Origin of the sequence: Rhodococcus sp. KRD175 (genome assembly GCF_017168275.1) — a bacterium.
Taxonomy (GTDB): Bacteria; Actinomycetota; Actinomycetes; order Mycobacteriales; family Mycobacteriaceae; genus Rhodococcoides; species Rhodococcoides fascians.
The window spans coordinates 395,697-420,121 of record NZ_JABFAQ010000007.1 but is presented as its reverse complement, the minus strand read 5'-3'; the positions used below and the strand labels follow the sequence as shown (position 1 = coordinate 420,121).

General features: G+C 64.9%; 23 protein-coding genes and 2 tRNA genes. 13 read left to right on the top strand and 12 right to left on the bottom strand.

The genetic code is table 11. The features are described 5' to 3' along the window. Positions 1 to 7: 7 nt before the first annotated feature. The gene (locus J1M81_RS14205) at positions 8 to 967 is read right to left on the bottom strand and encodes a mechanosensitive ion channel family protein (RefSeq protein WP_045841372.1); all 960 of its coding nucleotides are present in this window, start codon (positions 965 to 967) and stop codon (positions 8 to 10) included. Positions 968 to 1,198: 231 nt separating this feature from the next. On the opposite strand from J1M81_RS14205, the gene J1M81_RS14200 reads away from it, so the two are divergent. The 3 genes from J1M81_RS14200 to J1M81_RS14190 all read left to right on the top strand — a co-directional run bounded on the left by J1M81_RS14200 (position 1,199) and on the right by J1M81_RS14190 (position 2,660). Then, positions 1,199 to 1,861 (top strand): HNH endonuclease, encoded by a 663-nt coding sequence (locus J1M81_RS14200; protein WP_174557300.1) that lies wholly within the window; start codon positions 1,199 to 1,201, stop codon positions 1,859 to 1,861. An 81-nt stretch (positions 1,862 to 1,942) separates the two neighbouring features. Then, entirely contained in the window at positions 1,943 to 2,194 is a 252-nt protein-coding gene (locus J1M81_RS14195; RefSeq protein ID WP_027497587.1) for a hypothetical protein, read from the top strand. Beyond that, a complete protein-coding gene (locus J1M81_RS14190) occupies positions 2,181 to 2,660 on the top strand; it encodes a DUF5130 family protein (protein ID WP_027497586.1) in 480 nt (159 codons plus the stop codon). The genes J1M81_RS14195 and J1M81_RS14190 overlap by 14 nt, the downstream gene beginning before the upstream one ends. Before the next feature lie 116 nt (positions 2,661 to 2,776). Here the strand turns inward: J1M81_RS14190 and pepN are convergent, their stop codons facing one another. Beyond that, positions 2,777 to 5,350 carry an aminopeptidase N gene (gene pepN, locus J1M81_RS14185; protein WP_206498215.1) on the bottom strand — a complete coding sequence of 858 codons (2,574 nt, stop codon included), beginning with the start codon at positions 5,348 to 5,350 and terminating at the stop codon, positions 2,777 to 2,779. Positions 5,351 to 5,507: 157 nt separating this feature from the next. Between pepN and J1M81_RS14180 the strand changes: the two genes are divergently transcribed. Continuing rightward, positions 5,508 to 6,125, top strand: a complete 618-nt coding sequence (locus J1M81_RS14180; RefSeq protein WP_032370209.1) for a DsbA family protein — start codon at positions 5,508 to 5,510, stop codon at positions 6,123 to 6,125. A 78-nt stretch (positions 6,126 to 6,203) separates the two neighbouring features. On the opposite strand, the gene J1M81_RS14175 is transcribed toward J1M81_RS14180, so the two are convergent. Continuing rightward, a complete protein-coding gene (locus J1M81_RS14175) occupies positions 6,204 to 6,863 on the bottom strand; it encodes a DUF429 domain-containing protein (RefSeq protein ID WP_206498260.1) in 660 nt (219 codons plus the stop codon). Between the two features lie 19 nt (positions 6,864 to 6,882). Between J1M81_RS14175 and J1M81_RS14170 the strand changes: the two genes are divergently transcribed. Both J1M81_RS14170 and J1M81_RS14165 read left to right on the top strand, forming a co-directional pair. Then, entirely contained in the window at positions 6,883 to 7,362 is a 480-nt protein-coding gene (locus J1M81_RS14170; RefSeq protein ID WP_032374451.1) for a ribose-5-phosphate isomerase, read from the top strand. Further along, positions 7,363 to 8,157, top strand: coding sequence for an Fpg/Nei family DNA glycosylase (locus tag J1M81_RS14165; RefSeq protein WP_206498214.1), 795 nt, complete (start codon positions 7,363 to 7,365; stop codon positions 8,155 to 8,157). 10 nt (positions 8,158 to 8,167) lie between these two features. Here the strand turns inward: J1M81_RS14165 and J1M81_RS14160 are convergent, their stop codons facing one another. Together J1M81_RS14160 and J1M81_RS14155 are read right to left on the bottom strand one after the other, a co-directional pair. Continuing rightward, a complete protein-coding gene (locus J1M81_RS14160) occupies positions 8,168 to 8,962 on the bottom strand; it encodes a hypothetical protein (protein ID WP_032400027.1) in 795 nt (264 codons plus the stop codon). Between the two features lie 111 nt (positions 8,963 to 9,073). Next, a tRNA-Gly gene (locus tag J1M81_RS14155) sits at positions 9,074 to 9,147 on the bottom strand. Between the two features lie 170 nt (positions 9,148 to 9,317). On the opposite strand from J1M81_RS14155, the gene J1M81_RS14150 reads away from it, so the two are divergent. The 5 genes from J1M81_RS14150 (at position 9,318) to clpX (ending at position 13,872) form a co-directional block, all read left to right on the top strand. After that, positions 9,318 to 9,391, top strand: a tRNA-Pro gene (locus J1M81_RS14150). Between the two features lie 101 nt (positions 9,392 to 9,492). Next, positions 9,493 to 10,872: a trigger factor gene (tig, locus tag J1M81_RS14145; RefSeq protein WP_032368208.1), complete on the top strand. Its 1,380-nt coding sequence runs from the start codon at positions 9,493 to 9,495 to the stop codon at positions 10,870 to 10,872. Positions 10,873 to 10,955: 83 nt separating this feature from the next. Then, positions 10,956 to 11,606 (top strand): ATP-dependent Clp protease proteolytic subunit, encoded by a 651-nt coding sequence (locus J1M81_RS14140; protein WP_072692168.1) that lies wholly within the window; start codon positions 10,956 to 10,958, stop codon positions 11,604 to 11,606. Positions 11,607 to 11,653: 47 nt separating this feature from the next. Beyond that, the gene (locus tag J1M81_RS14135; protein WP_008715342.1) at positions 11,654 to 12,295 is read left to right on the top strand and encodes an ATP-dependent Clp protease proteolytic subunit; all 642 of its coding nucleotides are present in this window, start codon (positions 11,654 to 11,656) and stop codon (positions 12,293 to 12,295) included. 296 nt (positions 12,296 to 12,591) lie between these two features. Further along, positions 12,592 to 13,872, top strand: a complete 1,281-nt coding sequence (gene clpX / locus J1M81_RS14130; protein WP_027497577.1) for an ATP-dependent Clp protease ATP-binding subunit ClpX — start codon at positions 12,592 to 12,594, stop codon at positions 13,870 to 13,872. Positions 13,873 to 13,949: 77 nt separating this feature from the next. On the opposite strand, the gene J1M81_RS14125 is transcribed toward clpX, so the two are convergent. The 3 genes from J1M81_RS14125 to J1M81_RS14115 form a co-directional block, all read right to left on the bottom strand. Then, positions 13,950 to 14,753: an N-acyl homoserine lactonase family protein gene (locus J1M81_RS14125; RefSeq protein WP_052061414.1), complete on the bottom strand. Its 804-nt coding sequence runs from the start codon at positions 14,751 to 14,753 to the stop codon at positions 13,950 to 13,952. Between the two features lie 6 nt (positions 14,754 to 14,759). Beyond that, positions 14,760 to 16,121 carry an MFS transporter gene (locus J1M81_RS14120; RefSeq protein ID WP_032374578.1) on the bottom strand — a complete coding sequence of 454 codons (1,362 nt, stop codon included), beginning with the start codon at positions 16,119 to 16,121 and terminating at the stop codon, positions 14,760 to 14,762. Positions 16,122 to 16,289: 168 nt separating this feature from the next. Then, positions 16,290 to 16,964, bottom strand: a complete 675-nt coding sequence (locus J1M81_RS14115; protein WP_032399916.1) for a TetR/AcrR family transcriptional regulator — start codon at positions 16,962 to 16,964, stop codon at positions 16,290 to 16,292. A 109-nt stretch (positions 16,965 to 17,073) separates the two neighbouring features. Between J1M81_RS14115 and J1M81_RS14110 the strand changes: the two genes are divergently transcribed. After that, the gene (locus tag J1M81_RS14110; RefSeq protein ID WP_032399917.1) at positions 17,074 to 17,964 is read left to right on the top strand and encodes a shikimate dehydrogenase; all 891 of its coding nucleotides are present in this window, start codon (positions 17,074 to 17,076) and stop codon (positions 17,962 to 17,964) included. Beyond that, positions 17,961 to 19,853 (top strand): sugar phosphate isomerase/epimerase and 4-hydroxyphenylpyruvate domain-containing protein, encoded by a 1,893-nt coding sequence (locus tag J1M81_RS14105; protein WP_032399918.1) that lies wholly within the window; start codon positions 17,961 to 17,963, stop codon positions 19,851 to 19,853. Before J1M81_RS14110 ends, J1M81_RS14105 begins: the two co-directional genes overlap by 4 nt. 7 nt (positions 19,854 to 19,860) lie before the next feature. On the opposite strand, the gene J1M81_RS14100 is transcribed toward J1M81_RS14105, so the two are convergent. From J1M81_RS14100 to pcaB, 4 genes are read right to left on the bottom strand one after another with little or no spacing between them, the layout of a single operon-like run. Beyond that, positions 19,861 to 21,072, bottom strand: coding sequence for an acetyl-CoA C-acetyltransferase (locus J1M81_RS14100; protein ID WP_027497572.1), 1,212 nt, complete (start codon positions 21,070 to 21,072; stop codon positions 19,861 to 19,863). After that, positions 21,065 to 21,883 (bottom strand): IclR family transcriptional regulator C-terminal domain-containing protein, encoded by an 819-nt coding sequence (locus J1M81_RS14095; protein ID WP_027497571.1) that lies wholly within the window; start codon positions 21,881 to 21,883, stop codon positions 21,065 to 21,067. Before J1M81_RS14095 ends, J1M81_RS14100 begins: the two co-directional genes overlap by 8 nt. Next, a complete protein-coding gene (pcaD, locus tag J1M81_RS14090) occupies positions 21,880 to 23,043 on the bottom strand; it encodes a 3-oxoadipate enol-lactonase (protein ID WP_032399920.1) in 1,164 nt (387 codons plus the stop codon). The genes J1M81_RS14095 and pcaD overlap by 4 nt, the downstream gene beginning before the upstream one ends. Beyond that, positions 23,043 to 24,389 (bottom strand): 3-carboxy-cis,cis-muconate cycloisomerase, encoded by a 1,347-nt coding sequence (pcaB, locus tag J1M81_RS14085; RefSeq protein WP_032399921.1) that lies wholly within the window; start codon positions 24,387 to 24,389, stop codon positions 23,043 to 23,045. Before pcaB ends, pcaD begins: the two co-directional genes overlap by 1 nt. Between the last annotated feature and the right edge of the window lie 36 nt (positions 24,390 to 24,425).

The following is a 24,425-nucleotide window of genomic DNA, read 5'->3' as shown; positions in this document are numbered from 1 at the left end:
TTGTCCCTCAGCTGCTGCTCTCGACTGCAACCCCACCCGGACGGCCCAGCGCATACGGGGCTTTGATACCGGCATCGTCGAACGACTGCAGGATGTCGCGGTGGAGGCGACGCTGCACCGCCCATTGGCGGCCGGGTCGGGTCTTGATCGTGATCCGGATGGTCACGGTATCGGCGCTGACGGCATTGACGCCGAGCATCTCCGGGGGTTCGAGGATGTCACTGTCGAAGTCGCCGGAGTCCACGACCTCGTTGGTGGTTCTCTCGGCCACCGCGCAGGCCTCGTCGATGTTGGCCGTGTGGGAGACGGGGAGGTCGAGGACAGCTACCGCGAACCCTTGGCTCATGTTGCCCACCCGCAGAACTTCACCGTTTCGGCAGTACCACACGGTGCCGTTGACATCTCTGATCGTGGTGACGCGCAATCCCACGCTTTCGACCGTGCCGATCGCCTCACCGAGATCGACGACGTCGCCGACCCCGTACTGATCCTCGAGAAGCATGAAGATTCCAGACAGGAAGTCGCGGACGAGGTTCTGCGCACCGAAACCGAGGGCGACACCGACGATCCCCGCCGACGCGATGAACGGGGCGACGTTCACACCCACGACGTCGAGCACCGACAGCACGAACCAGGTCAGGATCATGACCGACACCGCAGATCGGAGTACCGAACCGATCGTGTTGGCCCGCTGTCTGCGCCGTTCGTTGAGTATCTCGCCCTTCACCGTTCCCGAGGACCGGTCGCGTAACGGCCGGAGAAGTGCAGGTGATCGGCCGGCGTCGTGTCGAGTGAAGCGGTCGATCATTCGGTGCAACACGAGCCTGAGCACGATCGCCAGAACCAGATATCCGAGGATCTGCAACGGACGGTCGACCAGCCAGTCGCGTCCGGTGTCGGTCAGTTCGAATGCTCGGGTGTCGAGCTCTCGCAGCAGCGAAGGTTCGGGTAACGGCGATACGGACAGAAGGGTTGATACAGCCACCCGAAAAGTCTACGGAGACACAGAAATCTTGCCAGTCACGCAGCGCATAGCGGTATCGATCCTCGAACTCGCCGATCGGAAACCGGAATGTTCACCGATCGGCAACAGAAAATGCGCAGAAAAAGGCTGTGCGCGGGCGGTGTATTCGTGTTCCACTGTGAACCGTGTTCCACGCAAGCCATGCGCGGGCGCCGACACTCCATGGAGTAATACATGAAGAACTCTCAACACCGCCACCGACAACTCCCGCCCACTGAGGGCCGCACCACGCACGACCAGCGTGAGACGGCCTCGGGGGCTTCTCCGCTGCGCGTGGTGCCGACGGCCCACAACGCCACGGGTGACGACGCCGTGCCGGCGTGGGTCAAGCGCCGTGTGCTGCTCCTCAACGCAACTTTCGAACCACTGACCGCGCTTCCGATGCGCCGGGCGGTGGTTCTTCTCGTTTGCGGCAAGGCCGACGTGATTCACGACGATCCGGAGGGGCCGTTCATCCGGTCGGCCGATTACTCCGTCCAGGTGCCGTCGGTGATTCGATTGCGGACGTTCGTCCGAGTTCCCTATCGAGCGCGGGTGCCGATGACGCGCGCGGCACTGATGCATCGCGACAGATTCCGCTGCGCCTATTGCGGCAGCAAGGCCGAGACCGTCGATCACGTCGTGCCTCGCAGCCGCGGCGGCGGCCACTCGTGGGAGAACTGCGTGGCGTGCTGCGCCTCCTGCAATCACCGCAAGGCGGACAAGCTGCTCAGTGAGATCGGGTGGACGTTGCGAGCCCAGCTCGTGCCGCCGAAGGGCCCGCACTGGCGTCTGCTGGCGACGACCAAGGAGTTGGACCCGAGCTGGTTGGCGTACCTCGGCGAAGGTGCTGCCTGACTGTCGGTCGTTGGCTCTTTTCGGTCACAACACCGGCCCCGACGTGGTCCGACGGGCAATTGTCGACTAACGTCACACCCCGTGAGCATTTTGGAGACCACGCTGATATTCGGGGTGATTCCGGTTGCGGTGATCGGAATCGTCGGCGCGCTGTCCTACTTGACCGACAAGCAGCCGGGGATGGACGTCGCTCCGTACCGGCTGACGGACGAGTGGACGCGCGAGCCATTGCTGTGGAGCGCTACGGACGAGGTGACTCCGTTCGGAGGCCACGGATCGCACGACGCGGACACAGCCGATTCGATCGGAGGTGCTGCAAGTGGCAAGTGGTGAGCTGGTACGTGGCGGTCACGTCCGAGAAGAGGACCTGCCGTTCGGGGCTGCGCTGACGGCGAGTGGTCGCGTATCGGTGGCACACGAGTTCGGCACGCCGAGCCCGGAGCACCTGCCTTTCGCGACGCAGGATCTGGTCGCGCTCGACGACGCACTGAGCGAGGCGACCCGGAAGACGAAGATTCGGTTCAACATCTACGTCGGTGACCTGGGAGTCGATCCGGCTGCGGGAGCGGATTCGGTCTTCCCCGGCACCCCCGATGCGATTCGTTCGGTTCTGATCGCTGTCGACCCCAACCGGCACGCGCTCGAGATCCGCACCGGAAAGCGGGTCTCGAACCGTGCTACCGATCGGGTTGCTCAGCTCGGCGTCACCGCTGCGCTCGGCCCGTTCCGCGACGGCAACCTCATCGACGGTCTCGTGACCTCTGTCCGCGTGATGGCAGCATCCATCCTCGCGCCGTAGCTCGTCGCGCTCCATCCCCGTAGTTCTCGGCCGGCGGTTCCGGCGACGACGAGGGCCGGTTGCATCTCACCTTCGCGGGTGAGACGCAACCGGCCCTCGTCGTTTGTGTGCCTGTATCAGCCTGCGTCGTATGCCCGGGCCGCGAGTGCCCGAACGACTCCGGCCCGGCCTTCGATCACCAGTCGGCGCAGAGCAGGTGGAAGGTCGCCTTCGAGGAACCTGTCGGCTGCGGCCAACGACTGCTCGCTGATCGACCACGATGGGTAGAGGCCCACCACGACGGTCTGTGCGACTTCACTCGATCGACGAGCCCACACGCCGTCGATCGCCTCGAAGTAGCGGTCGACGTACGGCTCGAGCAGTTCGCCCTGGCCGGGGCCCGCGAAACCACCGATGATCGACCGCGCCGTGATGTTCGGAACCGCGTCGTCGTCGACGACGGTCGTCCATGCCCGCTCCTTCACCTCGGCACTGGGACGCGCAGCTCGTGCAGCGGCAGCCGACCGCGCTCCGGCGGCGGTGTTGTCCTTCTCGGCTTCCGCATCGATGACCGGCGAATCGAGCCCCTCGGCATCGATGGCTCCGGCCGCCGCAAGAGCGGTGACGATGCGCCACCGCAGATCCGTATCGATGTCGAGTCCGGCCAAGGACTGCCCCTGGGCGTCACCGTCCAGGAGGGCGCGCAATACCTCGACATGGCGCTCGCTGAGTTCGGTACCGGTGAGGGCGTTGACGAACGCCAACTGGTGATCCGAGCCCGACTCGGCACCGCGGGCCAGCTCGAGCACTGCGTCGGCGAACTCCGGGACTCCGTGTTCGGCCGCCCACGCCGGATCGGCGTAGCTGGTGACAGCCGTCTGCGCCTGGAGCAGAAGGCGTTGCACCACACCCACTTCGGTCTCGCTACCGATTCCGCGCTGGACCAGAGCCACGAAGTCGCGTGCCTTCATCTCGGCGGACCGAGTCATTTCCCATGCGGCCGACCAGGCGAGAGTGCGGGGGAGCGACTCGGCGATGTCGCCGATCCGATCGACGAGAACACCGAGCGAATCCGGATCGAGCCGCACTGCGCAATACGTCAGGTCGTCGTCGTTGACCAGCACGAGCTTGCCGCGCGAAACACCTACGAGCGCTTCGACATTCGTCGATTCGGCAGCATCGAGGTCCAGCTCGACGCGGTCGGTACGCACCAACTTGCCGTCGACATCGTCGTAGATGCCGATCGCGATGCGGTGTACGCGATGCTCGCCCGCGCCCGGTGCTGCGCCGGTCTGCGACACTGCGAACCGGGTGAACTTGCCCTCCGAGTCCACATCGAAATCGGGGCTCAGAGTATTCAGGCCGGTGGTCCGCAGCCACTGCGCACCCCAATCGGAGAGATCGCGACCCGATGACTTCTCCAGTGCCGCAAGCAGATCCGAGAACGTTGCGTTGGCGAACGCGTGATCGACGAAGTAGGCCCGCAACCCGGCCAGGAAGTCTTCCTTACCGACGTACGCAACCAGCTGCTTGAGCACGCTGGCACCCTTGGCGTACGTGATGCCGTCGAAGTTGACCTCCACGGCGGCCAGATCGGGGATGTCCGCGGCGATGGGGTGCGTCGAGGGCAGCTGGTCCTGTCGGTATGCCCAGGCCTTCTCGACGTTGGCGAACGTCGTCCACGCGTTGGTGTACTCGGTCGCCTCGGACTGGCACAACACGGAGGCGAACGTCGCGAACGACTCGTTGAGCCACAGGTCGTCCCACCACGTCATCGTCACCAGATCGCCGAACCACATGTGCGCCATCTCGTGCAGCACGGTCTCAGCGCGTCGCTCGTAGGAGTACCGCGTCACCTTGGACCGGAAGACGTAATCCTCGAGGAACGTGACGGCCCCGGCGTTCTCCATGGCTCCGGCGTTGAATTCGGGCACGAACAGCTGGTCGTACTTGCCGAACGCATACGGGGTGCCGAAGTTCTCGTGGTAGAAACCGAAACCCTGCTTCGTCTCGGTGAACAGTCGCTCGGCATCCATGTGTTCGGCAAGCGATGCGCGGCAGTAGATTCCGAGAGGGATGGTGCCGTGATCGTCGGTGTACGAATCGGTCCACTCGGCGTAGGGACCGGCGATCAGAGCAACCAGGTATGTGCTCATCAGCGGAGTCGTATCGAACACGTGCTCACCTGCGGCCGGCTCGGCGCCGTGCGCTGCGTTGGAGATGACGGTCCAGCTCTCGGGAGCGGTGACCTTCAGGTCGAACGTGGCCTTGAGATCGGGTTGATCGAAGCACGCGAACATGCGCTTGGCGTCCGCAGTCTCGAACTGCGAGTACAGGTACACCGAACCGTCCGACGGATCGACGAAACGGTGCAGGCCTTCGCCGGTGTGCGAGTAGACGCAGTCGGCATCGACCACGAGCTCGTTGTGTTCGGCGAGATCGACCAGCGCCAGCCCCGTCGACTCGTCGTAGTTCGTCGTGTCGAGCGCTGTGCCGTTGAGCGTCGCCGACCGGATGGTGCCTGCGACGATGTCCACGAAAGTCGACGCTCCGGCGGTCGCGGCGAACGTGATGGTGGTGAGCGAGCGGAACGTCTTCTCGCCGGGATTGCCCTCGCCGTCGGTGAGATCGAGAACGATCGCGTACTTCGTTTCCCCGATGATCGCCGAGCGCTCGGAGGCTTGGTCACGCGTCAGGTTGGGAGCAACCACTTCAGTCGACACCTCTTCGTGTAGTTATGGGTAGTGCCGTCCATCCCATCACGTCCGCCGTGTCGCGCGCTGGCTGACGGGTCGCGTGGAATGTCCGCGCGGTGGCCGGGTGTTACGACATGAAGAGACAGCGACATCGACTTTCGAGGAGCAGACAGTGGCCGGTTCAGGACAGAAAGACACCGCTGATTTTTGGTTCGACCCGCTGTGCCCATGGTGCTGGATCACCTCACGTTGGATTCTCGAGGTCCAGCAGGTGCGCGACATCGACGTCAATTTCCACGTCATGAGCTTGGCCGTCCTCAACGAGGGCCGCGACCTGCCCGAGGAGTACGCCGCGATGATGAAGAAGGCGTGGGGTCCGGTGCGGGTGGCGATCGCCGCGGCGAAGAGCAACGGCGACGAGATCCTCGCGCCGCTGTACGCGGCCATGGGCACGCGAATCCACAACGAGGGCAACAAGGATTTCGACGTCGTCATCCGAGAGTCCTTGGCCGAACTCGACTTGCCCGCCGATCTCGCCTCGGCAGCCGAGAGCACCGATTACGACGAGGACCTGCGCACCAGCCACCACGCAGGAATGGACAAGGTCGGCCCCGACGTGGGCACTCCCACCATTCATGTCAACGGCGTGGCGTTCTTCGGCCCTGTGCTCTCGCGGATTCCACGCGGTGAAGAGGCAGGCAAGTTGTGGGACGCGTCGGTGATCTTCGCGGCGTACCCGCACTTCTTCGAGCTCAAGCGCACCCGCAACGAGGACCCGCAGTTCGACTGATCGCGAGACCCTCGTGCGTGGAAACTCGTAGCAGGATCCGAACTTTCACGCACGAGGGGCTGGTTCACGCACGGGGGATCAGGCGACGATTCGATCCGAGCCGTTGTCGGTGCCGAACGTCAGATGCTCGCCCAGATGGAAGCGCCTGGCCGACCACGCCGCTGCGGCGGCATCGAGGATGTCGTCGACGAGCGGCCCGTTCGGCAGGTCGTCCAGATCGAGATCCCCGGTCCATCGTGTCAGTGCGGCCAACCGTTGCCCGACGCCGCGGCCGGTCTTCTTCGATGCGTAGACCGTGGTCGGTGACATCGCCCTGAACGAGCATTCGGGATGCACTTCGACGTACCGTTCCGGATCGAAGTCCGAATCTCGCCACGCCCGGACCGCGGGCAAGATGTGCCACGTTTGTTTACTGATCGCCTTGCCGGTCTTCGACCGCGAGATCGAGCACGCCTGTTCGTACGACACCGCGCCCAGAACATCCGCGACCGGGGTGTGAAAGATCGAACTGCGCGCCGTCCCCAGGAACTTCTTCGCCTCCAGTTCGCTGACGCGATAACCGTCCACGGGTAGCGACAGCGGCATGTCGACGCCCACTCGCGCGCAGTCTCGGGTGTGCTCCAACACGTCGGAGACGGAGGAGCAGGCCGTCCACGTCACTCTCGTGCCGTCGAACAATGCGACCACCCACGCACCCTTCGCGCCGTCGACACCGGCGAATTTCTCGGCTCGTGACATCACCTGTCAGACTCTAGGCATGCGCGTATACCTGGGTGCCGACCACGCCGGCCTCGAGTTCAAGAATCAGATCATCGAACACCTGACGGCAACCGGGCACGAGCCCGTCGACTGCGGTGCCTTCGACTACGACCCTGTCGACGACTACCCGGCCTTCTGCATCGACGCAGCACGTCGCGTCGTCGCCGATCCGGGCAGCCGCGGCCTCGTGCTCGGCGGATCCGGAAACGGCGAGCAGATCGCCGCGAACAAGGTGCCGGGCGCACGCTGTGCCCTCGCGTGGAGCGTCGAGACGGCAAAGTTGGCTCGCGAACACAACGATGCGCAGCTCATCGGCATCGGCGGCCGCATGCACACGTTGCCCGAAGCACTGGCCATCGTCGACGCGTTCCTCGGCACCCCGTTCTCGGGCGAGGAGCGCCACCAGCGTCGCATCGACATCCTGTCCGAGTACGAGCGCAGCGGCGAAGCACCCGAGGTTCCGGGAAAGCCCGAGTAAGTGCCCGAAGGGCATACCCTGCACCGACTCGCTCGGTTGCATCAACGTCGGTTCGGCGGGGCACCGGTGGAGGCGAGCAGTCCCCAGGGACGGTTCGTTTCCGGTGCCGCGCTGATCGACGGCCTCGTCCTCGAGAAGGCCGAGGCGTGGGGCAAGCATCTGCTGCACCGCTACGAATCCGACCTGATCGTGCACATTCACCTCGGCCTGTACGGAAAGTTCACCGAACACGCTGTGCCTTTGGACGATCCGGTGGGTGCGGTGCGTCTGCGCATCGTGGGGGAGAAGTACGGTGCCGACCTCCGCGGCCCCACGGCCTGCGAGATGTACACCGAGCAGCAGGTCGACGCCCTCCTGGCGCGTCTGGGGCCGGACCCGCTCCGCAAGGACGCCGACCCGGATGCGGCCTGGGCACGAATATCCAAGTCACGCACGGCCATCGGCACGTTGCTGATGGATCAGAAGGTGCTCGCCGGCGTCGGCAACGTCTACCGCGCCGAGATCCTCTTCCGGCACGAGATCAACCCGATGCGGCCCGGAAAGGACCTCGACCGAGCCGAGTGGGACGCCATCTGGCTCGATCTCGTGGACCTCATGGCCATCGGTGTCCGACGCGGTCGCATCATCACCATCCGGCCCGAGGACGATCACGGCGACACCTACGGTGCCCGCCGACCGCGTTCGTACGTCTACCGCAGGGAAGGCCTCCCGTGCCGCGTGTGCGGAGCCGAGATCCTGCACTCGACGATGCAGGCGCGAAACCTGTTCTGGTGCCCCGTCTGTCAGGCGACGTAGGGCCGGCGAGCTAGAACCCGCCGAAATCCCCTCCGCCTCCGCCGCCGTCGAAGAAGCCACCGCCGTCTCCGCTGTCGAAGAAGCCGCCGCCGTCACCGCCGTCGTTACCTGCTCCGGCGTCGCCACCGTCGTAATTGTCGCCAGCACCCCCGTCGGAACCGTCCGCACCCAGGTCGCCACCCGCTGCGGTCTCGTCCGGAACCCCGGCCATGCCGGAGAACATCGCCGAGAACAGGAACATCGAGCCCATTCCCCATGCGCCGGCGACCAAGGCCGGACGCCACCACGGTTCGGAGTACCAGCCTGCGGGGACGGGTCGGCCCGCTACTCGTCCGCCGGGGTAGTAGTTCGGGGTCCGGTCCGACGGGTCCGGTGAGGCCGCGATCTCTCGTCCCTCGAAGTCGACCTTGCGTTCCTCGGTGACACGGCCTGCCTGCTGTTGGCCGTCGATGCCCTGCACCTCGGGGCCCGGGTCCATGCCCATCGCCAGGCGCGCTGCGCGAATGTAATAGAGCCCTTCCAACGCGGTCTGCTTGGCCAGCCTCGCCTGCTCGACGGTTGTCGCCTGGTCGATCTGCGAGCCTGCTGCGATATTGCGCTCGGATGCGTCGGCGAGGGCCTGCTTGGATGCGGTGTCGGAGCCGACGAGGTTGTAGACCTGGCCGCCGAGCCGTTCGATCGACTGGCGGGCGTCGGCCTTGGCATCGGCCAGTGCGGTGGCCGCGGCTGCGGCGGACTTCTTCTTGCTGCGAAGCACCAGCAGTGCCACTACGGCCACGACGATGACGATCAGGACGATTTCCACTTCTGAGCCTTCCATCGGCGATACATGTCCAGTTCGTCCGATTCACTCGAACACTGTCGACGATACGCGGACACGAAAAAGCCCCGCACTCGTGAAGTGCGGGGCTTTCGATGGAGCCGATGACGAGAATCGAACTCGCGTAGCCTGTTTGGAAGACAGGGGCTCTACCATTGAGCTACATCGGCGTGCAAACAACAGTCGTGGGATCGCCAGTTCCGTCGCCTGCGTTTCAAGACTGTACCCAAAGTGGTTGCCGGATTCCAAACCGGCCCGTCGAGCCCGGTCTCACGGAACGTCATGGGTGGGGCGCCCATGAGGGGCTACTATCGGTTGCTGTTCAATGGTGTCCGTACGACGGGGTGTGGCGCAGCTTGGTAGCGCATCCGCTTTGGGAGCGGAGGGTCGCAGGTTCAATTCCTGTCACCCCGACAAATGAGAGCCGCGGGCACGGCTCACCGTGCTCGTGGCGAGCGGAAGACAGCAAGCCAGAACTGCCAGCAAGCAAGAATCACCACAAAGGAGCATGTCCCGTGAAGAGCACCGTCGAGCAGCTGAGCCCGACGCGAGTCCGTATCAACGTTGAGGTGCCCTTCGAGGAGCTCAAGCCTGATTTCGACCGCGCGTACAAGGCTTTGGCTCAGCAGATCCGTCTCCCCGGATTCCGTCCCGGCAAGGCTCCGGCCAAGTTGCTCGAGGCGCGAGTCGGCCGTGGTGCAGTACTCGAGCAGGTCGTCAACGACGCTCTTCCCTCTCGCTACTCCGAGGCCGTGACCAACGAGAAGGTCAAGGTCATCGGCCAGCCCGAGATCGAGATCACCAAGATCGAAGACGGCACCGAGCTCACGTTCACCGCCGAGGTCGACGTGCGTCCCGAGATCGAGCTGCCGGATTACTCGACCATCAGCGTCGTCGTCGATCCGCTCGAGATCAAGGACGAAGCCGTCGACGAGCAGCTGCAGTCGCTCCGTCAGCGTTTCGGAACCCTCACCGGTGTCGATCGCCCGGTTCAGTCCGGCGACTTCGTGTCCATCGATCTCTCGGCCACGGTCGACGGCGAGAACGTCGAAGAGGCCACCGCCAGCGGACTGTCCCACGAGGTCGGCTCCGGTCAGCTCATCGAGGGCCTCGACGACGCGATCATCGGCGTCTCGGCCGGCGAGTCGAAGGAGTTCACCTCCACGCTCGTTGCCGGTGAGTATGCGGGCAAGGAAGCCGTCGTCACGGTCAAGGTCGTCTCCGTCAAGGAGCGCGAGCTGCCCGAGGCCGACGACGAGTTCGCCCAGCTCGCCAGCGAGTTCGACACGTTCGACGAGCTGCTCGCCGATCTGAAGACGCGCGTCGAGCGAGTCGCGAAGGTGGAGCAGGCCGGTCAGATCCGCGACAAGGTGCTCGAGACGCTGCTCGAGACCCTCGAGATTCCGGCTCCCGAGGCCGTCGTCAAGGCCGAGGTCGATTCCCAGGTGCACGAGGCCATCCACGGCCTCGATCACAACGAGGAAGCGCTCGCCGAGTTGCTCGAGTCGCAGGGTTCGAGCCGTGAGGAGTTCGACAAGGACGTCAAGGAGGGTGCTGAGAAGTCGGTGCGCACCCAGCTCCTGCTCGACGCCATCGCCGAGGCCGAGAACACTCAGGTCGGCCAGGACGAGCTGACCGAGCGGATCATCTTCCAGGCCCAGCGCTACGGCATGCCGCCCGAGCAGTTCATCCAGCAGGTGCAGCAGGCCAACCAGCTCGGTGCCGTGTTCGCCGACGTCAAGCGCGGCAAGGCGCTTGCCTCGGTCGTCGAGCGCGTCACCGTGACCGACACCAACGGAGCCAGCGTCGACACCGCCGAGCTGTTCGGCAGCCCCGCCGATGCTCCCGACGAGGTCGAAGCAGCTGATTCTTCCGAGGGCGAACAAGAGAAGTAACGCTCACAGCGAACGACGGCGGTTCCGGGACTCCGGAGCCGCCGTCTTTCGTTAGTGTCTGTGTCAGGAACCAACGATTTGTTATGGAAAAGGCAGGTACCGTGACTGTTCAGAATCCGGCGGCTTCGCACGAGCAGAGTCCCGTCATGACTTCGGCCGCAGCAGGGCTGAATCTCAGCGACTCCGTGTACGAGCGTCTGCTTCAAAACCGCATCATTTTCCTCGGTACCCAGGTCGACGACGACATCGCCAACAAGTTGTGCGCGCAGATCTTGCTCCTGTCGGCCGAGGACCCCACCCGCGACATCTCGCTGTACATCAACTCGCCCGGTGGCTCGGTCACCGCAGGTATGGCGATCTTCGACACCATGGAATTCGCCGAGTGCGATATCGCCACCTACGGGATGGGCTTGGCTGCCTCGATGGGCCAGTTCCTGCTCTCGGCCGGTGCGAAGGGCAAGCGGTACGCCCTGCCGCACGCGCGCATCATGATGCATCAGCCTTCGGCCGGTATCGGCGGCAGTGCTTCGGACATCGCGATCATGGCCGAGCAGTTCGCGCACACCAAGCGTGAGATGGCCGAGCTCATCGCTCAGCACACCGGCCAGACCGTCGAGCAGATCACCGAGGATTCCGACCGTGACCGGTGGTTCACGGCACAGGCGGCCAAGGAATACGGGTTCGTGGATCACGTCGTCAGCCGCGCGCGGCAGGCCGGCGGAGTCGGCGAGTAATTCGGCCGCTACCGGCGACCCTCGATCACTCACATCTTGGAGAAACGATGACAAACCTGTTCGATCCCAACCAGTTGCCGTCCTCGCGGTACATCCTTCCGTCCTTCGTCGAGCACTCGAGCTACGGCGTCAAGGAGTCGAACCCGTACAACAAGCTGTTCGAGGAGCGCATCATCTTCCTCGGCGTCCAGGTCGACGATGCGTCTGCCAACGACGTCATGGCACAGCTGCTGGTGCTCGAGGGCCTCGACCCCGACCGTGACATCACGATGTACATCAACTCGCCCGGTGGCTCGTTCACCTCGTTGATGGCCATCTACGACACGATGCAGTACGTCCGCGCCGACGTGGCGACAGTGTGCCTCGGCCAGGCGGCTTCGGCTGCCGCGGTACTGCTCGCAGCCGGCACCCCCGGCAAGCGCGCGGCTCTGCCGAACGCACGAGTGCTGATCCACCAGCCCTCGAGCGGCGGCATCCAGGGCCAGGTCTCGGACCTCGAGATCCAGGCCGCCGAGATCGAACGTATGCGTCGACTCATGGAGACCACCCTCGGCCGCCACACCGGCAAGGATCCCGACGTGATCCGCAAGGACACCGATCGCGACAAGATTCTCACCGCCGAGCAGGCCAAGGACTACGGCATCATCGACACCGTGTTCGAGTACCGCAAGCTCTCGGCTCAGAAGTAGCACGCAAGTACCACCGGTCGGATCGCCTCGCGGTCCGGCAGACGATCGGACGCCGGGCACGAGTGGACAACTCGGCCCGGCTGTCTCGATTCACGCCCCGAATGCCGTGATTGGTGAAAACGGGCGGCGAATCACCGGAAACAACCCGCCCATGTTCGGCGAACACGGGTAGCGTCGCATCCAAGAACTCGGTCGAAGCATCTCGAACTCGGCATGCCATCGATCGAGAAGTAGCCCGTCCTTCCGCGTATGCGGTCGGCCGGGTCGTACGCGGACAAGGAAGTAGGAACCTCCGAATGGCACGCATCGGTGACGGTGGCGATCTGCTGAAGTGCTCGTTCTGCGGCAAGAGCCAAAAGCAGGTCAAGAAGCTCATTGCAGGACCAGGGGTGTACATCTGCGACGAGTGCATCGACCTGTGCAACGAGATCATCGAGGAGGAGTTGGCCGAATCGAGCGAAGTCAAGCTCGACGACCTGCCCAAGCCTTCCGAGATCAAGGACTTTCTCGAGAACTACGTGATCGGCCAGGACGCTGCGAAGCGCACGTTGGCCGTCGCTGTCTACAACCACTACAAGCGCATTCAGGCCGGCGACAAGGCGCGCGATGTGCGCGGCGAATCCGTCGAGCTGGCCAAATCGAACATCTTGATGCTCGGTCCCACCGGGTGCGGCAAGACGTATCTGGCCCAGACCCTCGCCAAGATGCTCAACGTGCCGTTCGCGATCGCCGACGCCACCGCACTGACCGAAGCCGGGTACGTGGGTGAGGATGTCGAGAACATCCTGCTCAAGCTCATCCAGGCCGCGGACTACGACGTGAAGCGGGCCGAGACCGGCATCATCTACATCGACGAGGTCGACAAGATCGCTCGCAAGAGCGAGAACCCGTCGATCACGCGCGATGTCTCCGGTGAGGGCGTGCAGCAGGCACTGCTGAAGATCCTGGAAGGTACCCAGGCCAGCGTCCCGCCGCAGGGCGGACGTAAGCATCCGCACCAGGAGTTCATCCAGATCGACACCACCAACGTGCTCTTCATCGTCGCCGGTGCTTTCGCCGGTCTGGAGAAGATCGTGTCCGATCGCGTCGGCAAGCGTGGTCTCGGCTTCGGAGCCGAGGTGCGTTCCAAGGCCGAGATCGACACGCAGGATCACTTCGCCGAGGTGATGCCCGAGGATCTGATCAAGTTCGGTTTGATCCCCGAGTTCATCGGTCGTCTCCCGATGATCGCGTCGGTGACCAACCTGGACAAGGAATCACTGGTCACCATCCTGTCCGAACCGAAGAACGCGTTGGTCAAGCAGTACCGTCGACTCTTCGACATGGACGGCGTCGAGCTCGAGTTCACGTCCGAGGCACTCGAGGCAATTGCCGATCAGGCGATCCTGCGTGGCACCGGTGCTCGTGGGTTGCGCGCGATCATGGAAGAAGTGCTGCTTCCGGTGATGTACGACATCCCGAGCCGGGACGACGTGGAGAAGGTCGTGGTCACGGCAGAGACGGTCAACGACAACGTCCTGCCGACCATCGTTCCGCGCAAGCCCGAACGCCCGGAGCGACGCGACAAGTCGGCCTGACCAGCTCCGGCACGACACAGAACGAGCCCCGATCATCGAACGCGATGATCGGGGCTCGTTCTGTTTCAGGGAGGTTGTCAGCCGAGGACCGAGATGTGCGGGTGCAGGTCCGGGTCGACCGCAACACACCGCTGCGCCACCAACGGGTCGTGGCCCGGCACGACATGCTCGGGGCTGTCGGCGAGTTCCTTGATCCGGTCGAACGCGCCGAACATGTCCGGCAGGCAGTGCAGAATCGCGAAGGGACTGTCGGATTCGATGTTCTCGTAGAAGTGACTCGCATCCGACGCCAGCACCAGGGTCCCGCGCTCGGTGTGCACGCTGACTACCTGCATGCCCGCGGTATGTCCGCCCACCGCATGCACCGAGAGTCCCGGTGCCAGTTCGCGGTCGCCGTCGACGATGTCGAGACGCGGACTTCCCGTGACGTGGTCGATGTCGGACCGCGAGTGCAACCAGCGTTCCTGCCCGACGCGGGTCGCCCACGGACCGTTCCAGTAGTCGAGCTCTTTCTGCTGGACGATGTAGCGGGCCGACGGCAGATCTGCGACGACTCCGGTGTGGTCGTAGTGCAGATGGGTCAGCACACATACGTCGATGTCACCGGGGGAGATTCCCAGCTCTCCGATGAGGTCCACGGGGGAGCCGACGTAGTCCAGTCCCTTCATCCGTGACGCCGTCGCCGGTGCGAGACCGGCGTCGACGAGGACGGTCTCGGTGTCCGACAGCGCGAGCCACACGTAGTACGCGGTGGGGTGCGGCTCGTGACCGCGCTCGTCCGCATAGTGGAAGTGCTTGCTGCGCAGGGAAGTTCGGCTCGCATAGCGCACGGCGTACACACGCCATTCACCGCTGCGATCCGGTCGCAGTCCGTCGATCATCGCGGGTCAGTTCGACGTCGTACGAGCGACCGACTCGCGCCGAGTCGTTCGAGTGGATCGTCCGAGCTCGTCGGTGGGCGTGCGATAGGTCTCCTTGGACGTGGACACGATCGCAACGTTGACGGCGCAGAACACGGCGGTGACGATGGCGACCGGCAACCACGCACCGATCTCGGCCCCGGCGATGGCACCGGCAATGGTGGGCGCGAATCCTGCTATGGCGAAACCGATCTGGGTACCCAGCGCAGTTCCGGTCAGACGTACCCGAGCCGGGAACATCTCGCCGTAGAACGAGGGCCAGACACCGCCCGTCGCGCTGTGGACGAAACCGAACATGACGATGCCGAAGACGAAGATGAGCGCGTAGTTTCCGACCGAGATGGACCAGAGGTATCCGAACATGAGGATTGCGCAACCGATCGATCCGAACAGGAACACCGGCTTGCGACCGATGCGATCGGACAGCGACCCGAAGAACGGGAGTGCGAACAGCGCGACGACGTTGGCGAGTACGCCGACCCACAGCATCGGAGTTCGTTCCAAGCCGACTGTGTTGACTGCGTACGACAGCGCATAGACGGTGAATATCGTACTGACCGAGGCGATCACGGCGGCAAACATGACTCGAAGAACGGCGGGCCAGTGCTCGGACAGCAGTTCGGTCAGCGGGAGACGCTGCGGCTCGGCGGACGCCACCTCTTCCTCGAAGACGGGGGTCTCGTCGAGCGAGCGTCGGATCAGGAATGCGGCGACAACGACGAATGCGCTGAGGAAGAACGGGATTCGCCAGCCCCAGCTGAGCAACTGGTCCTCGGGGAGCATGGCGACCGGGAGAAAGACTGCGGTGGCAAGGATCTGACCGCCCTGGGTGCCGCTGAGGGTGAAGCTGGTGAAGAACGCCCGTCGGTGGTCGGGTGCGTGCTCGAGGGTCATGGAGTTGGCGCCCGCCTGCTCACCGCCCGCAGAGAAGCCCTGGGCCAGGCGCAGCACGACCAGGATTATCGGGGCCGCGAGGCCGATGGATTCGTACGAGGGAAGGACGCCGACTCCGAGAGTGGCGACTCCCATCAGCAGGACGGTGGCAACCATGACCTTCTTGCGGCCGTAACGGTCACCGATGTGACCGAGCACCAATGCGCCCAGTGGGCGGGCCAGGTAGCCGACCCCGAAAGTCGCCAGGGCCAACAACGTTCCGGTGGCGGGGTTGGAGCCGGGAAAGAACACGCGGCCGAAGACCAGCGCAGCGGCGGTGCCGTAGATGAAGAAGTCGTAGTACTCGAGGGCGCTGCCCACCCAGGCCGCGGTTGCGGCTTTACGCGGGTTGGCTCCGGGGCGCAGGGGCGGGTGACCGGACGTGAGGGGATCCATCGGTGTCGTCTCTTTTCGTGTGACGGGAAGCCGGGCGCACAGTTCGACATCCACGACCCGATCGGCCGCTAATGTACGAAATAGTTAACTCCGGGCGCTCTTAGATATTGAACGTGATCCATGCCACGTGTCAACCCCCGATGCGATGCGGGTCGCTCGATCTCGGTGTCAGGCGTCGGTGGAGGTGAGGAACGCGATGATCATGTCGCCGAGCATGGCCCGCAGTCGTGTGCGGTGCGCCGGGTCGGTGAGGTCGCGCCCGAACAGTGCCTCGAACGTGTATCGGTTGGACAGCCGGAACACGCAGAAGCTGCTGATCGCCATATGGATGTCCAACGCGTCGACATCGGTTCGAAAGAGCCCGTCGGCCTGCCCGCGCGCAAGAATGTCGGCCAACAGCTCGGCGGCCGGATTGCCGAGATTGTTCAGTGCCTCGGAAGTGCCGATATGTTCGCCGCGCAGAATGTTCTCGGTCGATACCAGCCGGATGAAGTCCGGGTTCTGCTCGTGATGGTCGAACGTGAGCGATGCGATGGCGCGGATCGCCTCGACCGGACCGAGTCCTTCGACGTCCACGGCTCGTTCGCGCTCGCGGATGCGGAGGTAGGACCGCTCCAGAACGGCCTTGTACAGGCCTTCCTTGTCGGTGAAGTAGTAGTACAGCATCCGCTTGGTCGTGTGTGTTCGCTCGGCGATCTCGTCGATGCGCGCGCCGGCGAAGCCCTTGTCCGCAAACTCCTCCGTGGCTACCTCGAGGATGTTGTGTCGGGTCAGATCGCTGTTGCGCCGACGTTTGACGGCCGGTCCGCTGTCGTCGGAGGTGTCGGTTGTACGCGGAGCCATGGGTCGACTCTATCGCCGCGAATTGCGGAGAAAGGGTGTGTGCGTGCCGTCACCGTAGTACCGTCGAGCTAACTCACCAATTAGTACATTAAAGCTCGAGGAGATCGACATGCCGGAATCCCTGCTCTGCGGGCTGATCGGGACGGGTATCGGCAAATCGCTCACGCCCGCGATGCACGAGCGAGAGGGTGCCGAGCACGGTCTGACCTACCTCTATCGGATCATCGATCTCGATCGGCGCGGGCTGACCGTGGACGACCTACCGCGGCTGGTGGCCACGGCAGCCGACCTCGGATTTCGCGGCCTCAACATCACCCACCCGTGCAAGCAACGGGTTCTTCACTGCCTCGACGATCTCTCGGAGGATGCCGCGCGTCTGGGTGCCGTCAACACCGTTGTGTTCTCCGACGGGCGCGCGATCGGTCACAACACCGACTGGTCCGGGTTCGACCGAAATTTCGGACGTGGCTTACCGGGAGCCGATCTGAGTGATGTGGTGCAACTCGGAGCCGGGGGAGCAGGTGCGGCCGTCGCGTACGCAATGGCACGCCGGGGAGCCGTCAAGCTGACACTCGTCGATGCCGATCGTTCTCGGGCGCAGCAACTTCGAGACTCGCTGGCCTCGCTGTTCCCCGAGTCCGAGATCTGCTCGACCGGCCTCGATCGGCTCGGCGACGTGCTGAGCACAGCGTCGGGGTTGGTGCACGCAACGCCGGTCGGAATGCTCGAGCACCCGGGATCTGCTGTGCCGCAGGAATTTCTGCGTCCGCAGATGTGGGTTTCGGAGGTCGTGTACAGGCCGGCCGAGACCGAATTGCTCATGCAGGCAGCGCGAGCGGGGTGCCGAACCCTGAGCGGCACCGGCATGGCCGTATTCCAGGCAGCGGACGCCTTCGAGATATTCACCGGCCGAATTGCGAACGCAGATCGGATGATCGCGCACATGGGCACCCTCATCGACAGCGAAGATCGCGTCGCTGCTGCCGGGGCCTCCGCATGACGGCCATTGCCACGTCGGTGTCCACTGTCTCGCTCAGTGGGTCTCTCGACGAGAAGATGCGCGCCATCGCCGAAGCCGGGTTCGACGGGTTCGAGGTGTTCGAGCCGGATCTGATCAGCTCACCGGACCTGCCTGCAGACATTGCGAAGAAGGCTGCAGACCTGGGACTGACCGTCGATCTCTACCAACCCTTCCGTGACGCCGACTCCGACGACCCGGACCAGTTCGCGCGCAACCTCGTTCGCGCCGAACGCAAATTCGACGTGATGGAACAGCTGGGATGCGACCTGCTGCTGGTCTGCTCGTCACCGTTGGCCGGCGCAGTGCGCGAGGACGACATGTTGATCGAACAGATGGCAACTCTCGCCGAGCGTGCACATCGCCGCGGACTGCGGCTGGCCTACGAAGCGCTCGCCTGGGGTAGCCACGTCGACACCTACCGTCATGCCTGGAACATCGTCCGGCAGGTCGACCACCCAGCGCTCGGGACCTGTCTCGACAGCTTTCACATCCTCTCCCGCGGCGACGACCCATCCGGCATCCGCGAGATACCCGGCGAGAAGATCTTTTTCTTGCAACTGGCCGACGCCCCGCACCTGGTGATGGACGTCCTGCAGTGGAGTCGCCATCACCGATGCTTCCCCGGTCAGGGGAACTTCGATCTGGCAACCTTCGGAGCCGACGTCGTGGCCTCGGGCTACACGGGCCCGTGGTCGCTCGAAATCTTCAACGACGTCTTCCGACATTCCGACACCGGCCGAACGGCGTCGGACGCGCACCGTTCGCTGCTCCACCTGCAGGAGCAGGTCCGCAGCGTCGACACCGTCGTGCCGAATCCCGATCTGTTCTCCCCGCCTCCGCCCGGCCCGATCGAGAACATCGTGTCCCTACGTATCGCCGCGGGCCCTGCCAAGGCCGCCCAGTTGGGCACCACCTTGCGTCACCTCGGCTTCGACCTCACCGCCGCGCACAGCGAACACGGACTGTCGCTGTTCACCCAGGGCCCACTCGCCGTCGCGGTCGACACGACCGTCGATACCCTGTGGACCGCACCGGGCGTCCCCGCCCACCTGCCCGCTCTGGCCCAGATCGGGGTCCGCAGCGAACGGCCCGATCTGTGGTTGACCAGAGCCCGCGCTCTGGGTGTCCCCGCCGCGACGGTCACCATGCCGGGCGTGGCCGACGCGAACGACGCGGTGGTGCGGCTTGCCGTCACCGGTGCAACCTCGCTCGACCTACGCACCCGAGACAGCGCCGGTGCCTGGCAGTCCGCATTCGACCTCGCTCCCAGAGTGCCTGTGCCGCAGGTGAAGCCCTTGGTCTCGCACGTGGACCACATCGCCCTCGCGGTCCCGGCGGAAAGCTGGGACGGCGTGATGCTGTTGCTCCGCTCGGTGTTCGGCATGGTGCCCCGGGACGGTCAGGACGTCGTGGACGCGATCGGACTGGTGCGAAGCCAGGCCCTCACCCTGACGACCACGAACGGCACCATTCGCCTGTCGCTCAACATGGTTCCCGGTCGCCCGTCCGATGCCGACCCCCTGCCCGCCGCCCGCCGCGGAGGCGTCGGACATGTGGCGTTCGGATGCGAGGACATCTACGCCGCGGCCGAGGCGATGACCGAACGCGGTCTCACGCCGTTGCGTATCTCGCCCAACTACTATCGCGACCTGAACGCACGGTTCGGTCTCGGTCCGGACACCCTCGACGCGATGCAGCGGCTCGGCATCCTGTACGACGCCGACTCCGCAGGCGGCGAGTTCTTCCACTTCTTCACCGGCACCGTGGGCGACGACCTCTTCTTCGAGGTGGTGCAGCGGGCAGGCGGGTACGAAGGCTACGGGGAGACCAACTCGGCTGTGCGCCTGGCTGCGCAACTACAGCAGTGAGTAGCGATCAGGACAGTCGCTCGAACACCGCGGCCAAGCCCTGTCCGCCGCCGATGCACATCGTCTCGAGTCCGTAGCGGACTTCTCGGCGGTCCATTTCACGAAGCAGGGTGGCAAGGATTCGGGCACCGGTGGCCCCGACCGGGTGGCCGAGCGAGATGCCGGAACCGTGAGGATTCAACCGCGGGTCGTCCGACTCGATACCCCAGGACCGAGTCACGGCCAGCGCCTGGGCGGCGAAGGCCTCGTTGAGTTCGATGACGCCCATGTCGTCGAGAGTGAGCCCGAGGCGTCCGAGCGCTTTCTCGCTTGCGGGCACCGGGCCGATTCCCATGGTGCGCGGAGCGACTCCGGCAACGCCCCAGCTCGCGAGTCGCGCCAGTGGTCGGAGTCCCAGCGCCGCAGCCTTTTCGGGGGTGGTGACGATGGCGATCGCGGCACCGTCGTTCTGCCCGCTGGCATTGCCCGCGGTGACCGTCGATTCGGGATCGATCGATGCACGGATTGCCTTCAGCTTCGCCAACGACTCCACGGTGGTGTCGGCCCGTGGATGCTCGTCGGTCGAGACCAGAACAGGTTCCGACTTACGCTGGGGGACAGCCACACCCACGATCTCCTCGGCGAACACGCCGCTGTTCTGCGCGGCGACCGCCCGCCGATGCGACTGCACGGCCAGCGCGTCCTGATCGGCGCGGCTGATGGAGAACTCCTGGCGAAGATTCTCGGCGGTCTCGATCATGCCGCCGGGCACCGGAAAGTTCTTGCCACCCGCCGTCACTCGGGCCCGCGCAAGTCGGTCGGAGAGGGCGACCGCCTCGGCCTTGACGCCCCACCGCATGCCGGTGGCGTAGAACTCGGTCTGGCTCATACTTTCGACGCCGCCTGCCAGAACCAGGTCGTTGCCGCCGGACTGCACCTGCATGCACGCCTGCAGTACTGCTTGTAGGCCGGAGCCGCAGCGTCGGTCGATCTGCATGCCGGGCACGTCGATGCCGAGATCGGCGTCGAGGGCGGCGATTCGACCGATGGCCGGTGCATCACCGTTCGGTGACGCCTGACCCAGGATCACGTCGTCGATGTCCGCTCCGGAGATGCCCGTTCGCGCAACGAGTTCGGTGATGACCGTGGCCGCGAGGGCCTGGGCGGAAATGTCGCGGAACTGGCCACCGAAACGGCCGACGGGGGTACGCAGGGGCTCGCAGATCACGGCTTCAGGCATGGGTGTTTCCTCGCTTGTCGTTGGCTCCGGTACTCACCCGGAGCAGATCGGTCTCGATGGCGCGGGTGGCGTCGAGCAAGGCCGGGAGTAGTTCGGCGCGCACGGCGTCCGCAGAATGACGTGCAGCTTGGGTCGAGACGTTGGCTGCGGCGACAACCACGCCGGCGCTGTCGCGGATGGGTGCGGCGATCGAACGCAGTCCCTCTTCGAGTTCTTGGTCCACCAGGCAGAAGCCGTCGACCCGCACTCGTTCGAGTTCCCGCGCGAGCGAGGCCGCGGTGGTGATCGTCTTGCCCGTCAACGGCGTCAACCGCACTCGCTCCAGGTACGCATCCAGCTCGTCCTCGGGAAGACCGGCCAACAGCACCCGGCCCATCGAGGTCGCGAACGCCGGAAATCTGGTGCCGATGTTGATGCCGACGGTCATGATGCGGCTCACCGGAACCCGGGCGACGTACACCACATCGTCACCGTCGAGTATCGACACCGAGGACGATTCACGCACTCGTTCGGCGAGCGCCTCGAGATGGGGACCCGAGACCTCGGGGAGCGAAAGACTCGACAAGTAGCTGTACCCCAATTCGAGTACTCGCGGGGTGAGCCAGAACATCGAGCCGTCGGTACGCACGTATCCGAGTTCGACGAGTGTGAGCAGAAACCGCCGGGCGGTCGCGCGAGTCAGGTCGGTCGCTCGGGCCACGTCCGCCAGCGTTCGACGCGGATGCTCGCCGTCGAAGGCTCTGATCACTGCCAAGCCGCGTCCGAGAGACTGGACGTAATCCGAGGACGGCGGTGTGTCCGCGGCACTCACGAGGTTTCGCTCTCGGTGATGGCGGCCTGAGCCAATGCGAAAGCGTTGTTGCTGTTCGGTACTCCCGCGTAGACGGCGGTGTGCAAGAACACCTCGGCGAGTTCGTCGGGTGCGATACCGGCACGCAACGCCGCTCGGATGTGCATGTCGAGTTCGTGGTGGTTACCCAGGGCCGTCAGAACGGCCAGAGTCAGCAGTCGGCGGGTGTGGTGGTCGAGTCCGGGACGAGCCCAGACGTCGCCCCATGCGGTTCGGGTGATGAAATCCTGGAACGGGGACGTGAATTCGGTTCTCGATGCGATGCTGCGGTCGACGTGGGCGTCACCGAGCACACTGCGCCGTACGGCCATTCCGGTGTCGTGCGCCGCGGACCGTCCGGCGGAGTACGCATTCGCTCCGACGTGAGCGGCAATGGCCGCCGTGACGCGGCCTGCCTGTTCGACATTGGCCAGATGTGCGGCCGGGTCGAGTGTCAGGAACGTCGATCCTGCAATGCCATCGGCGATGATGCGCAGATCGTCCGGAGTGGTCGACGGATCCTGTCGGCCCGCGATCACGAGGGTGGGAGCGGCGATCCTGGCAAGGTCCGCGCGAGAATCCCACTCGCACAACGCCTCACAGCATGCCGCGTAGCCCTCGTCGCAGGTCTCGGCAATCATGCGTCGACACCGTGCGACGAGATCGGTGTCGCGGGCGGCGAGTTCGGGCGTGAACCACCGTGCGAGTACAGCGTCCGCGAGTGCTGCTGTCCCCGAGGCGCGGACGGTCGCGGCACGGTCGATCCACTGCACGGCTTCACCGAACTTGGCGGACGTGCACAGCAGGGTCAGAGTGCGCACCCGCTCGGGGCGATGAATCGCAATCCATTGAGCGACGGCACCGCCGAGGGAGAGTCCGACCACGTGGACGCGTTCCAGAGCGAGTGAATCCAGCAGTGCAAGAACGTCACCGGCGAGATCGGCCACGGAATAGGGGCCGGGGGGTACCGGTGATCGACCGTGTCCCCGTAGATCGACCGTCAACACGTGGACGGAAGCCGACAGTGCGCCCACCTGCGGGTCCCACATCGATCGGTCCGAGCCGAGCGAGCCGATCAGCACGACGGTATCCGCATCGGGGTGCGGCCCCTCGGTGCGGTGGTGAGCCAGAGTGACTGTCATCAGATGTCCTTCGAGTCCGTGGGGCGTTCGGTGTCCGGTGCACACGCAGCGAGGATGTCGTCGACCAAGTCGGGTGCGTGACCCACATAGCCTGCTGGATCCAACATCTCGCGCACCGCCGCCGGCGTCAAGAAGGCGGTGATGGCGGGATCCGTGTCCAGTGGCGCACCTGCTGCGCATCGGTCGGTGACGATGTCGCGGGCGCGCTCGGTGTGCGGTGCCAGCGCCGCCGTGACCCGTTCGGCGAGAAGTGCACCACCCGTCGCTTCGAGGTTGCGCACCATGGCATCTGGATGCACATGCAGACCGGTCAGGCTCGTCGCTATACGATGCGCACCGCCGCCGGTGAGGCGTAGCAGATCGGTGACGGTCTCCCATTCGGCGTGCCACGGTCCAGCGGCGCGCTGCTGCTCGTGGTCCATGTTCGCCAGCACTGTCGCAACGGCTCCCGGCACCCGGCGGGCCGCAGCTCGCGCGGTGACGGCGGCGATCGGGTTGCGCTTGTGTGGCATTGCCGACGAACCTCCCGGTGCGTTCTCGGACACCTCGGCCAGTTCGGTGGCGGACATCGACACGATGTCCCCGGCGATCTTCGCAATGGAGCCCGCGGCAATACCCAACGCGCACGCCAGATCTGCGACGGTGACGCGGTCGGTGTGCCAGGGCGCAGTCTGTGGTGCCAGATCCAGTGCTTCCGCGAGCGCGGCGGCAATGGCCGGACCGTGCGGATGTACGGCGGCCATCGTTCCGGCGGCACCTCCGTATTGCACACAGCACGACCGCCGAACCGCAGCGAGACGGTGACTCGAACGATGCAGCGCCCCAGCCCAATTTGCGGCCACCAGCCCGAAAGTAGTGGGTAACGCCTGCTGGCCGAGAGTGCGCGCGACCATAGGAGTGGTCCGGTGCGCCAGCGCCAGGCCTCGCGCCGCGGTATGTGCATCACCGAGCGACGCCTCGACGACCGTGAGTGCGTCACGTGCGACGAGCATGGACGCGGTGTCCATGATGTCCTGGCTGGTCGCCCCGGGGTGCACTGCAGCAGCAGGAACTCCGCGCTCGGACACCGCGTTTCGCAGTACTTTCACCAGTGGTATCACCGGATTCCCACCGGCCGCTGCAGCCGCTCCGAGTGCTGTGATGTCCAGAGATTCACCCAGCTCTGCCGCGACCGCGGTGATGATGTCCGCATGCTTCGCGTCGACCACGCCGACAGAGGCAGCGGCCCGGGAGAGGGCTGCCTCGACATCGAACATCGCCCGAACCCAGCCTCGGTCGCCGACGATCGGTGCGATGATCTCGCTGCCGAATGTCGGATCGAACAGTGCCCCTCTATCGGAAGCCATGGTCCTCTTTCACCGCATCGTCGATCAGTTCGGGAG